Raw genomic sequence first — 12,617 nt, 5'->3', positions numbered from 1 at the left:
TATGGAGTTTTTCAGTTTCTTAATGAATGATGTCCTATCAGAACCAGCGGTTCTGGTTGGGTTGATTGCACTGATCGGTTTGATCGCACAGAAAAAACCGCTGACCGAATGCATTAAAGGCACCGTCAAAACCATTTTGGGTTTTATCATTCTTGGTGCAGGTGCTGGGCTGGTGGTCAGCTCACTGGGTGATTTTGCAACCATTTTCCAACAAGCGTTTGGTATTACTGGCGTAGTGCCTAACAACGAAGCGATTGTCTCGATTGCACAAGAAGCTTTTGGCAAAGAGATGGCGATGATCATGTTCTTCGCTATGTTGGTTAATATTCTGATCGCGCGTTTAACCCCTTGGAAATTTATTTTCCTCACTGGGCACCATACCCTCTTTATGTCGATGATGGTCGCCGCGATCCTCTCTTCAAGTGGCATGAGCGGCGTGGCGTTGATTGCTCTCGGTTCATTAGTGGTTGGCTCAGTGATGGTACTGTTCCCCGCGATTGCGCATAAATATATGAAGCAAGTAACTGGATCGGATGATGTTGCCATCGGCCACTTTTCTACCCTCTCTTATGTACTGGCTGGCTTTATTGGTAGCAAATTCGGTAATAAAGCCCACTCCACAGAAGAGATGAACGTGCCGAAAGGGCTGCTATTTCTACGTGATACACCGGTAGCGATCTCCTTCACCATGGGCATTATTTTCATGGTGACTTGCCTGTTCGCTGGTGGTGATTTTGTGCGTGAAGTGAGTGGCGGCAAACATTGGTTTATGTTTGCACTGATGCAGTCGATCACCTTTGCTGGTGGGGTGTACGTCATCTTACAAGGTGTGCGTATGGTGATTGCAGAAATTGTCCCTGCGTTTAAAGGTATTTCCGATAAGCTGGTGCCAAATGCCAAACCGGCACTTGATTGCCCAGTGGTATTTCCATACGCACCAAATGCAGTGTTGGTGGGATTCCTATCGAGCTTTGCTGCTGGTTTACTTGGGATGTTCCTGCTGTATATCATGGGTTTAACTGTGATCATTCCTGGCGTGGTACCACACTTCTTCGTCGGTGCGGCGGCTGGGGTATTTGGTAATGCGACTGGCGGACGCCGTGGGGCGATCCTCGGAGCATTTGCCCAAGGTTTACTGATCACCTTCTTGCCAGTCTTCCTGATGCCAGTGCTCGGTGATCTTGGTTTTGCCAATACCACCTTCAGTGATGCAGACTTTGGCGCGGTTGGTATTTTGCTCGGTTTGATTGTTCGCTAACTGTTTAACATCCCACCGAGATAAAATAAGGCCGCTCATTACCGAGCGGCCTTATTATTTGGCAATCATCGCGCGTCTGTGATTAACGGGCGCGATTTTTAACGTATTTTTTAACTTTTTTCATCGCCATTTGCTGCTTTAGCGGCGATAGGTAATCAATGAACAGATTACCGCCAAGGTGATCAATTTCATGCTGCAGCACAATGGCTAAAAACTCGCTGGTTTCAATGCGCAGTGGCTGACCATCACGATCCAGTGCTTCCACCACCACCGAGGTATAACGCTCAACATCAGCGTAATAATCCGGTACCGAGAGGCAACCCTCTTGCCCCATCTCTTTATTGCTGCCACTGACCACGCGTGGGTTGATCAATACCAGCGGCTGATCACGCTCGTCAGAGAGATCAATCACCACGATGGCCTCTTCACGGCCAACTTGTGGCGCAGCAAGACCAATACCATTGTCGGTGGCATATAAGGTATCGAGCAAATCATCGATCAAGCTTTGCACTGCCGCAACATCGGTGACCAGTTTAGATTGAACGCGCAGTCGTGGATCGGGTGCAGTAAGAATCTCTAGAACAGCCATGGTTTCCTTGAATCATAAGATTGAATAAAAATAACGCGGCGTAAGATAGTGCTTTCTCTGTCACTTGTAAACCTGTCCTGAGCTCTCAGCCGATCACGGGTGATGGCATATTCAGCAAGCAAAATCTCAATCTGGCACCAGAAACCGCCTCTCACGGTATGCACAGTAAAAAGAAAGCCAGTCATTATGACTGGCTTGAGTGATTAATTAGCAAGTTCAAAAGCGTTAAAACTGACCTAAATATTCCCAAGTACTATTGCTTGGGTTGGGATCGGTCGGATAAGGGAAATAACCGTATTTCGTCGTTTTCAAACGATAATAGTGATAGCCGCCACGAAATACGTATTGATAAATATCGTTGACAGTACCATTTTTACCATCGCTACCCCAGATACCCATCTCCTCTTGTTGGTGCCACTCCAGTAAGCGCTGTTCAAAGCTGGCTAGATCGTGGTTGAGCTCGCTGATATAGGCTTGAATTGTGCTATCACTGCCCAAGAAATACCAATCTTGATTGGAAGCGTGATGAGCAGGAAATGCATCACCAACACCGGGGCGCTTTTGCACAAAGTAATGGTTTTCACCATCAATTTGCCCAACAAATACCGCATTCGGTGACTCTTCCCAACGGGTGGTGGTGCGTTCATCCCAAGTCAGTAAACGTGCCATACCGAAGTAGCTTTGTACTCGTGCCGCCACGCTGATCCCTTCCGCTCGGTTAAGCTTAATCGGGTTAAAAGCGAAGTTAACGTGACCATCGGCAGAACCTAGGTATTTCCAACCTTGATTACTGGTTTGATCGCTTGGAAAGTCTTCAGCTTCTAGCGTGCGCATCACAAAGTAATCACGCGTACCAGTGGCTGGATTGGCAAACACATACACCGCTCCAGCACGACGTTCGGTTTTATTCACGCCATTGTTTAAGATGCCGTTGCCATAATGCTCTGCGATAAAATCATCAAACTGGGTGAGCGTGGCAAAATCAGTACTGATTAAGGTTTCATTTTGCACGAAGGTTTTCGTCACATCGATTACTTGGCTATAGCCGTATTCCTGACCAATAATGATCGGGCCTTTCAGCTCATCTAATGGCGGATTTTGATCCGGCGTCAAGCGCGTCAACTCAGTGACTCCATTCACATCAGTACAACTCAAACTGACTTGACTCGGCACACCATTTTCCAGCGCTAAGTTGACATGGAACTTGTTGCTGTCCGTGGTCTTATGACGGCTGCCAGGTAGAGCAATGTGAGTAGTGCCGCTACGCTGCTCAACCACTAATTCACAACGACGCTGAGAGCTCATCGTTCTTGGCAGTACTTCATTGGTGCGAATTGCATAGCTCCAAGTTCTGCTTTCGGCGTTATTTTTAACCCCTTCAACTTGATCACAGCGCCCATTGCGTACAAAACCTGCCCCATCATGGCGGCCATTGTCAGCGGGCTTATTTAGCGTGCAAAGCTGCACTTCGCCAATCTCTGCATTGGGTGTGTAAGTCACATTCCCTTCGCCAGCTTGCGAGAGCAATGCATAGTGACCGACTGGCGAATCAATCTGGTAATCGTTATACCAGCGCATATCTCGGCTGCCTTGACACACATTGCGCTCGGCATTGACCGCCCCGACAAAGGTTGCGGTTTCACCATTGGTATTGGTGTAATCAAAACGACAAATCGGCAATTGCTCACCATCGATCAGCAATGTTTGCCAATCGGTCGCGTTAAGCTGTGCAGGGCTCAAATTAGCCACCGCTTGCCAACCTTCTAGCTGATATTCCATCGATTCAGGTTGTGGCAGCTCAAATAGATTGCCGTAGTTGGAATAAATCAGCGGATAAATTTGGCTTGGGTGAGTATGTTGTGGGTCATAAATCCCCAGCAGGGTGACAACTGGCACACCGATTTGCTGCGGTTTAGGCGTGTCGGTTTCAACCGTTTTGTAGCTTTGGCTGGCTTGATCCCACTGTACATACCCACTTGGGCTACTACGATCAAGATTAAAGCCTCCGTTCATCCAGTTTTGCGCTTTACGTGATTGCGCTGGGTGTTCAAGGGTAAAGCGGCTGATGGTGCCTACGTATTCTTGCTCGCCACCATTTTGTGCATCGCGCAGAAAACGGAAAGCATCTTTGAATGGCGGTACAATGTCGTCCCCTTGCTGCTGGGTATAAACATCGCCTTTCCAGTGCAAGTTACCAATAAAGCGCTGGTGGAAGGCATCCCAACCCCAGCCAGATTCCATATCGTGCAGTGAAGCCATATACGGATAATGGCCAAGGCCATAGTTATGCCCCAACTCGTGGGACCATTCATTGCCGGTGGTGGCTTCTAGCGTGACTTTACCGCCACCACCGCTGCCACCATGCACCACCACATGCGCAAGATCGGTATCTTGCTGGGTGTAAACCCCAACATTGGTGTGCGCGGTAATATGGTTATAACGACGGTTATACTGCTGCGTATAGCCTTCGCTGCTTACAATCCCAACGTTGGCATTGTTAATACCGGTCGACACCAGCGCCTTACCAATCGCTTCACGCATATCACCGCTATGCCATCCGCCAGTACTGGCACTTTTATCGGTGTACACCACACCGTTAGGCATGGTCACCACAGGGAAGTGCGCTGGAGTATAGTCCGCCATCACCAACTTAGAAGCGGGGATCTTTTGGAAATAGTCAGCAGCGAGCGTAGGTAAATTTTGGATCATGGTATTGCGGTTACGCGGTTCCGTCAGCATACCGATATCGATATTTTGGATCACCAACTCTGGCGCACCACCAAATTGGATTTCACCTTGACTGAGCACACCTTCGCGTCCTAAGTTGTCGATTAAGCGCAGCGACAAGCCAGGCTGCATCCAGTTCCATTGCAAAGGCAATGACCAAGCGTAGTGTGAGAACACCACTTTCATTCGACCATTATCCGGTTGATCTGAGGCCGCTAAGGCACTGGGTGGCAGCATTAAGCTGCGCTGTACTAATTCACCATCAAGATACACTTCAGCGTGGATCTGGTTAATCTCCTGATCTGGCTGAGGGGTAAACAGCAACATGGCTTCACGATTAACGATCGCGTCTAAGTGGCCTTGACCGGTTAACTGGTTGCCATTGGGGGCGACCGATGTGTGAGTTTGCGTGATGCCTAAGCCGCCGATTAAGCTGCCTTGTAAATGGTTGACCACTTCAATCTCATCGGCAAACCCTTCACGCGGATCTTGAGTCGTAAAACGCACGGTTTGTGGCTGCGCACAATCGAGCACATTGCAGGACTGCAGCGTGATTTCATATTCGGTTTGCGGCTGCAATCCCCCCACAAAAAAGCCTGCGCTAACCTGCTCAAAACGGCGTACTGCACTGCGATTGCTGACACTTGTCACCGTTAAGGTCACATTGTCCTGCTCAGTTTGCCCAAGCCAGTCAAAAGAAGCACCTTGATCCGACAAACTGGAAACCGTTAGCTCGGCTAACGTTGGCTGACTTAACTCGCCACAATTGGATGTTTCGGTACGATACACCACATCAGTTTCCCAGATGTAACTACCATCATCACGCTTAGAACCATGAGCCGCTGGGATATATTCAATAAAGCAGCCTCGGTCATCAGGTTGATAAACACCAAATTCACGGCTCATCAAATAAAAGCCGCTGTTGTACATCATAAATTCCCAACTCTGATCGACGAAATCAATCACGTTGCGATACGCGCTATCATCACCGCCTTCATAAGGCAGAAATGGAAAATGCAGGTCATTTTTGTAACTTAAACGGTATTCGATACCTCGGTAGGTGATCCAGCGTTCACCGTTACGCTCAAACACCCCTTCACCACGCTCAGCCATCGCTTTAATCGATTCGAGCCGCTCAACGGTTTTTTCACCTATCTGGATCAGTGTCAGCCCATCTTGTGCCAACGCTGATGCACTGCCTAATAGCCCAGCTATTACCAATGCTAATGGTTTCTTGTTGATCATCATCGGATTACCTATTTATTTTATTATCATAATGCGCCCAAATTTAGGCAGCAGTAACCCACAGGATCTCGGCGAGCGCACTCAGCGTTGATTCTGGATCTAGACAACCAGGTTACCAATTCATTATCAGTTACAGAACGCCATTTCTAAAAAATGTGCTGAACCGCAACGGGAGAGGGGTTCCAACTTGGTCACAAGTAGAGAACAAAAATGAGAATCTGTGCCAGAAAATGAGCAATTGCGTTGACATGTCAAAAATCAATCACTGAATGAATATCGATAATCAGCGTGATTACACATAGCACAATCATTCTGAACACCTCTCAAACCAACAGCTTAGTGCTCCAACCCTCAGACCTTAAAAAAACGTCAAGATTTATTCACGTTCCATTGAATTCGAATGAAAACCTATCATGCCGACAAAGCCGCGATTGGTTTAAAAAATTGGGAGAACTGAGATTAAAATCAACAAAAACGAAAATTTAAGATTTGTTTTAATCGGTAAATTAATTCACATGCCATATCAATCACATTATTCATATTCAATAAATAGAACAATCACTCTGTTTTCGAGTGAAAGTCATTTTATTGCTCGTTCGCGCGTTTTTTTACTGTCTGTGATTTTTCCCTTGCGTGATTTAACCAAAACTCGGGAAAACTTACCCCCAAACACCAGAAGTGACGATCTTAACTATCGTTGCTTCATCGGAGGGGGATACCATCGCTAAACACTACGAGGTCATTATGTTAGAACTCTTCAAACCTGCAGCGCATACGCAACGGCTGCCAGCCGATAAGGTAGGTAGCGCCTATTCACGCCTTCGTTGGCAACTGTTTATTGGGATTTTTGTCGGTTATGCCGGTTACTATTTAGTGCGTAAAAACTTCAGTTTGGCGATGCCTTATTTGATAGAACAAGGCTTTAGCCGCGGTGATCTTGGCGTTGCGCTCGGCGCAGTCTCGATTGCCTATGGCCTTTCTAAATTTTTGATGGGCAACGTATCGGATCGCTCTAACCCTCGTTACTTTTTAAGTAGCGGTTTACTACTTTCGGCCCTTGTGATGTTCTGCTTTGGTTTTATGCCTTGGGCAACCGGCAGTATCATCGCGATGTTTATTCTGCTGTTTTTGAACGGTTGGTTTCAAGGTATGGGTTGGCCCGCCTGTGGCCGGACAATGGTGCACTGGTGGTCACGCAAAGAACGAGGCGAAATCGTCTCGGTATGGAACGTGGCACACAACGTCGGTGGCGGCCTAATTGGCCCTATCTTCCTACTTGGCTTGTGGATGTTTAATGATGACTGGCGCGCGGCGTTCTATGTACCAGCCTTCTTTGCGGTGCTAGTGGCCTTATTTGCTTGGGTGATCATGCGTGATACCCCACAATCTTGTGGCTTACCTCCGATTGAAGAGTACAAAAACGATTATCCCGATGATTATGATCAATCGTACGAAAGCGAAATGACCGCCAAACAGATCTTCTTCAAGTATGTGTTTAATAACAAACTGCTATGGTCAATTGCGATTGCCAATGCCTTCGTTTACCTGATCCGCTACGGCGTATTAGATTGGGCTCCGGTCTACCTCAAAGAAGCCAAACATTTTACCGTTGATAAATCCTCATGGGCTTACTTTCTTTACGAATGGGCAGGGATCCCCGGTACCTTGCTGTGTGGCTGGATCTCCGACAAAATGTTTAAAGGCCGTCGTGCTCCGGCCGGTATTCTATTTATGATATTGGTGACCCTTGCCGTTCTAGTCTACTGGTTTAACCCTGCCGGTAATCCAACGGTAGATATGGTGGCTTTGGTCGCGATCGGTTTCCTCATCTATGGTCCAGTGATGCTGATTGGTCTATACGCATTGGAACTGGCTCCGAAAAAAGCCGCCGGTACTGCAGCAGGCCTGACTGGTCTATTTGGCTACTTAGGGGGGGCGGTTGCAGCCAACGCGGTGTTAGGTTACACGGTTGACCACTTCGGTTGGGATGGCGGCTTTATGATTTTGGTCGCATCTTGTGTTATTTCCGTACTGTGCTTGTGCTACGCACTGATTGGTGAGCGGGCACACCACAACAATAGACTCAAGCAAGCCAATAGGTAGCACTCGATCGGTCATCAACCGAAAACGTTAGTGTGATTGATCCCCCCACCTTGCCGCGCGCTCTTCCTGATAGGGACGCGGCAATCTTACTCAAAAAAGCACACCGGATACCGCTATCGGTGTGCTTTTTACCGCACGACTCGACCAATAGCTTAGTTTCACAGCACGCAGTATTTGGCATAGGAACCTGCTTCATTAGCAGTCCAATCCCCTTTTGATTTTTGATCCATACCATCACACCATGACTGACTGCCGACTTCGTTGTTGAATAAACAGTGTTTAGCAAAATCGAGGGTGTTTTGGGTATTCCACTCACTTTTGGGTTTATCACGCATCCCATCACACCATGCTTTACTGCCAACCTCGCTACAACCCGACAGCACCAGCAGGCTGAATATAACTAATAACGGTTTTTTCATCTCAATCCTCATCACCTTATTATTGCTTACTATCACTATACCAAACTACACCACAGTGGTGTTCAATCAGCGTGAAAACACGCCGTCGCCGCAAAATAATACTCACAAAAACGCATATCAGATTGCTGATTTTGCGGATCGTTTTCACACTCTGCCACTTTGCTACGTGCAAACGCGATTGAGTTTATTATTATGCCATCGAAACGTTTCGATGGCCGTTTTTTCATCATTTGAAACCACGCTATCGTGATCTAAACGTAAAATAATAAAAGGTATCCCTATGAAAAAAAGTACCCTACTCAACGCTGAACTCTCCTACCTGGTCGCCACACTGGGCCATACCGACCAAATCACGATTTGTGATGCGGGGTTACCCATCTCCGATGACGTAACGCGGATTGATCTGGCCCTGACTCATGGTGTGCCAGCCTTTTTGGACACAGTACGGGTGATATTATCTGAAACCCAGATTGAAAGCGCCATCATCGCCGAAGAGTTCGCCCAAGTCAGCCCTGAGCTACACCAAGCCCTATGCCAAGAGTTAGCCGCACAGCCGCCGATCAATGGTAAACCAATCACCATTCAATACCTCACTCATCAAGCGTTTAAACAACGCACGTTACACAGCCGCGCCATCGTCCGTACTGGCGAATGTACCCCTTACGCCAATGTGATTTTCCAAGCGGGTGTCGTGTTTTAAACCACACGCAACAACTGAGGAACCACTATGACTCAAGCAATTTTAGCCCTGAGCCAAATTGAAAAATCCTTTCCTGGTGTAAAAGCATTAAATAAAGCTAGCCTGAATGTCTATCCAGGGCGAGTAATGGCGTTGCTAGGAGAAAATGGTGCAGGCAAATCGACCTTGATGAAGGTGCTGACTGGTATCTACAGTAAGGATGCAGGTCATATTGAGTATCAAGGCCAACCCATTTGCTTTAAAGGTCCACGAGACTCACAACTGGCGGGTATCAGTATCATCCATCAAGAACTGAACCTGATCCCACAACTCACTATCGCAGAAAATATTTTCCTTGGCCGCGAAATGACCTCTCCATTTGGACGCATCTTATGGGATGAAATGCATAAAAAAGCCGATCAACTATTGAAGCGTTTAAACGTCAAACACAGTTCTAAAACCCTGCTCGATGACCTGAGTCTTGGTGAACAACAAATGGTCGAAATAGCCAAAGCACTATCGTTTGAATCAAAAGTTATCATCATGGATGAACCAACGGATGCCTTAACCGATACCGAAACCGAATCGTTGTTTAATGTTATCAATGAACTACGTGAGCAAGGCTGTGGAATTGTCTACATATCACATCGACTGAAAGAAATTTTTGAAATTTGCGACGACATTACGGTATTGCGTGATGGTAAATTTATTGGCGAGTGCCGTGTGTGCGATACCAATGAAGATGGCCTAATTGAGATGATGGTCGGACGGAAATTAGAAGAACAGTACCCACGCATCGCTGCACAACAAGGAGACATCTGCCTTGAAATAATTGGGTTGACGGGTTCAGGTGTGCATGATGTCAGTTTCACTCTGAAAAAAGGCGAAATTCTTGGTATTTCCGGTTTGATGGGTGCGGGTCGCACCGAATTAATGAAAGTGATTTATGGTGCGCTGCCATCTGAACGTGGCGTAATCAACCTCAACGGTCGCACCGTCAATCCAATCAGTCCACAAGATGGTTTAGCCAATGGCATCGCTTATATCTCCGAAGATAGAAAAGGAGACGGTTTGGTGCTGGGACTTTCGGTGAAAGAGAACATGTCACTCTGTGCGCTAGAACAATTAAGCCACGGTATGCAAATTCGCCATGCAGATGAAGTGATCGCGGTGGATGATTTCATTCGCCTATTCAACATAAAAACCCCAAGCCGTGATCAGATCATCGGTAACCTCTCTGGCGGCAATCAGCAGAAAGTGGCGATCGCTAAAGGGTTGATGACAAGGCCAAAGGTTCTCATTTTGGACGAACCCACTCGCGGAGTTGATGTCGGCGCCAAAAAAGAAATTTATCAACTGATCAATAAGTTCAAAGCAGAAGGCATGAGCATCATTTTAGTCTCTTCTGAAATGCCAGAAGTGCTGGGAATGAGCGACCGTATTCTGGTAATGCATGAAGGGCGAATTAGCGGCGAATTTATCGCCAGCGAAGCCAACCAAGAGAAACTAATGGCGTGTGCAGTAGGGCGTAACCCTGCCCATGCTGCATGAAACAAGGATACACTATGAGTACCCGAACCATGATCAATACCACATCCGATAACCGTAACAAACTGCTCAGCAAAGAGTGGTTAATTGAACAAAAATCCCTAATTGCACTGCTGCTGTTAGTGGTAGTGGTCTCTTTCTTAAACCCCAATTTTTTTACCGTTGATAATCTACTGAACATTTTGCGCCAAACCTCGGTCAACGCAATCATTGCCGTCGGCATGACCTTGGTCATTTTAACTGCAGGAATTGATCTAAGCGTCGGCTCAGTACTCGCACTGTGTGGGGCCTTCGCCGCTAGCTTAGTTGCAATGGAAGTTCCTGTACTGGTCGCAGTTCCTACTGCGCTATTAGCCGGTGCGGTATTAGGTGCCATCAGTGGCATGATTATCGCCAAAGGCAAAGTGCAGGCGTTTATCGCTACTCTAGTGACAATGACCCTACTACGCGGCGTAACCATGGTATATACCGATGGTCGTCCAATCTCAACTGGATTTACCGATACTGCAGATGCCTTTGCATGGTTTGGAACTGGCTATGCACTCGGGATCCCCGTTCCGGTGTGGTTGATGGTCGCCGTCTTTGCTAGCGCTTGGTATCTACTCAATCACACTCGTTTTGGCCGCTATATCTATGCGGTGGGCGGTAATGAATCAGCGACTCGCTTATCTGGTATTAATGTTGATAGTGTCAAAATTGGTGTGTATGCCCTCTGTGGCTTACTCGCAGCACTCGCAGGCATCATTGTAACTTCACGCCTTTCTTCAGCGCAGCCAACTGCAGGGATGGGTTATGAGCTGGATGCAATCGCCGCCGTGGTACTTGGTGGCACCAGTTTGATGGGTGGTAAAGGCCGGATTATGGGTACACTGATCGGCGCACTGATTATCGGATTTTTAAACAACGCATTGAACTTACTCGATGTTTCCTCCTACTACCAAATGATTGCTAAGGCAGTTGTTATTTTGCTAGCCGTACTGGTAGACAACAAAAATAAATAAAACGTGAACAACCTCCGCAGGCTAACTACTGCGAGGCAAAACCCAAAGGACTATGATAATGAAAAAACTGACGACTCTTATCTCTACCGCTCTACTCTCCACTTCGGTGTCTTTTGCTGCACAAGCACAAGATACGGTGGCGATTGTACTCTCAACACTAAACAACCCTTTCTTTGTCACGATGAAAGATGGAGCAGAGGCGAAAGCCAAAGAACTAGGCTACAACCTGATTGTGCTCGACTCACAAAACGACCCAAGTAAAGAACTTTCTAACGTAGAAGATCTCACTGTGCGTGGCGTAAAAGCGATTCTGATTAATCCAACCGATTCTGATGCCGTTTCCAACGCGATACGAATCGCCAACCGCTCAAAAATTCCAGTGCTAACCCTAGACCGTGGTGCAAGCCGTGGTGATGTGGTCAGTCACATCGCTTCAGACAACGTAGTGGGTGGTGAAATGGCAGGCCATTTTATAGAGGCGATGATCGGTAGTGATGCCAAAGTGATTCAGCTGGAAGGCATTGCCGGAACATCCGCAGCGCGTGAACGTGGTGAAGGTTTTATGAATGCAGTAAAAGGTAGCAAGATGCAACTGCTTGCTAGTCAACCTGCAGACTTTGACCGTACAAAAGGTTTGAACGTCATGGAAAACCTGTTAGCAGCCAATCCTAATGTGCAAGCTGTGTTTGCGCAAAACGATGAAATGGCATTGGGTGCACTGCGTGCCATTCAAGCCTCTGGTAAATCAGTTATGATTGTCGGTTTTGATGGAACTGATGATGGTATTGCCGCTGTAGAACGTGGCCAGTTGGCAGCAACCGTCGCTCAACAACCAGACATGATTGGCGCAATCGGTATCGAAACCGCAGATAAAATGCTTAAAGGTGAAAGCGTAGAAGCTTATATCCCAGTCGCTTTGAAAGTGATTTCGAAATAAGTCGATCATTCCCTCCTCAATTCGGGGAGGGAAAACCGTGTGGTTTGCGGGTTTTTACCTCTATGCAATATCTTAGTTATTTGAAGCGTTGTAATGTCAAATAACAAAGCC

At 47.1% G+C, this 12,617-nt stretch carries 9 protein-coding genes; 6 read left to right on the top strand and 3 right to left on the bottom strand.

Annotated elements, in window-relative coordinates; genetic code table 11:
* Position 1: 1 nt before the first annotated feature.
* The gene (locus PUN32_RS03105; RefSeq protein WP_274721713.1) at positions 2 to 1,258 is read left to right on the top strand and encodes a PTS ascorbate transporter subunit IIC; all 1,257 of its coding nucleotides are present in this window, start codon (positions 2 to 4) and stop codon (positions 1,256 to 1,258) included.
* Positions 1,259 to 1,340: 82 nt separating this feature from the next.
* Here PUN32_RS03105 and def read toward each other — a convergent pair whose 3' ends face one another.
* Together def and PUN32_RS03095 are read right to left on the bottom strand one after the other, a co-directional pair.
* Positions 1,341 to 1,847: a peptide deformylase gene (def, locus tag PUN32_RS03100; protein ID WP_274721712.1), complete on the bottom strand. Its 507-nt coding sequence runs from the start codon at positions 1,845 to 1,847 to the stop codon at positions 1,341 to 1,343.
* 225 nt (positions 1,848 to 2,072) lie between these two features.
* Positions 2,073 to 5,816 (bottom strand): M66 family metalloprotease, encoded by a 3,744-nt coding sequence (locus PUN32_RS03095; RefSeq protein WP_274721823.1) that lies wholly within the window; start codon positions 5,814 to 5,816, stop codon positions 2,073 to 2,075.
* Positions 5,817 to 6,563: 747 nt separating this feature from the next.
* Between PUN32_RS03095 and glpT the strand changes: the two genes are divergently transcribed.
* A complete protein-coding gene (gene glpT / locus PUN32_RS03090) occupies positions 6,564 to 7,922 on the top strand; it encodes a glycerol-3-phosphate transporter (RefSeq protein WP_274721711.1) in 1,359 nt (452 codons plus the stop codon).
* A 158-nt stretch (positions 7,923 to 8,080) separates the two neighbouring features.
* On the opposite strand, the gene PUN32_RS03085 is transcribed toward glpT, so the two are convergent.
* The gene (locus PUN32_RS03085) at positions 8,081 to 8,341 is read right to left on the bottom strand and encodes a DUF3012 domain-containing protein (RefSeq protein WP_166015266.1); all 261 of its coding nucleotides are present in this window, start codon (positions 8,339 to 8,341) and stop codon (positions 8,081 to 8,083) included.
* Between the two features lie 280 nt (positions 8,342 to 8,621).
* Here PUN32_RS03085 and rbsD point away from each other — a divergent pair, with 280 nt between their 5' ends.
* Genes rbsD through rbsB form a run of 4 tightly spaced genes read left to right on the top strand, consistent with a single transcriptional unit; the run spans position 8,622 to position 12,506 of the window.
* Positions 8,622 to 9,041 (top strand): D-ribose pyranase, encoded by a 420-nt coding sequence (gene rbsD / locus PUN32_RS03080; RefSeq protein WP_274721710.1) that lies wholly within the window; start codon positions 8,622 to 8,624, stop codon positions 9,039 to 9,041.
* 27 nt (positions 9,042 to 9,068) lie between these two features.
* Positions 9,069 to 10,571: a ribose ABC transporter ATP-binding protein RbsA gene (gene rbsA / locus PUN32_RS03075; RefSeq protein WP_274721709.1), complete on the top strand. Its 1,503-nt coding sequence runs from the start codon at positions 9,069 to 9,071 to the stop codon at positions 10,569 to 10,571.
* 14 nt (positions 10,572 to 10,585) lie between these two features.
* Positions 10,586 to 11,569, top strand: a complete 984-nt coding sequence (gene rbsC / locus PUN32_RS03070; protein WP_406707946.1) for a ribose ABC transporter permease — start codon at positions 10,586 to 10,588, stop codon at positions 11,567 to 11,569.
* A 58-nt stretch (positions 11,570 to 11,627) separates the two neighbouring features.
* Positions 11,628 to 12,506, top strand: coding sequence for a ribose ABC transporter substrate-binding protein RbsB (gene rbsB, locus PUN32_RS03065; protein ID WP_274721708.1), 879 nt, complete (start codon positions 11,628 to 11,630; stop codon positions 12,504 to 12,506).
* The last annotated feature ends 111 nt before the right edge of the window (positions 12,507 to 12,617 follow it).

It is taken from the genome of Vibrio chanodichtyis (genome assembly GCF_028863985.1).
Taxonomy (GTDB): domain Bacteria; phylum Pseudomonadota; class Gammaproteobacteria; order Enterobacterales; family Vibrionaceae; genus Vibrio; species Vibrio chanodichtyis.
Note: the sequence above shows the minus strand (reverse complement) of the source record. Positions and strands in the feature narration are given on the sequence as shown.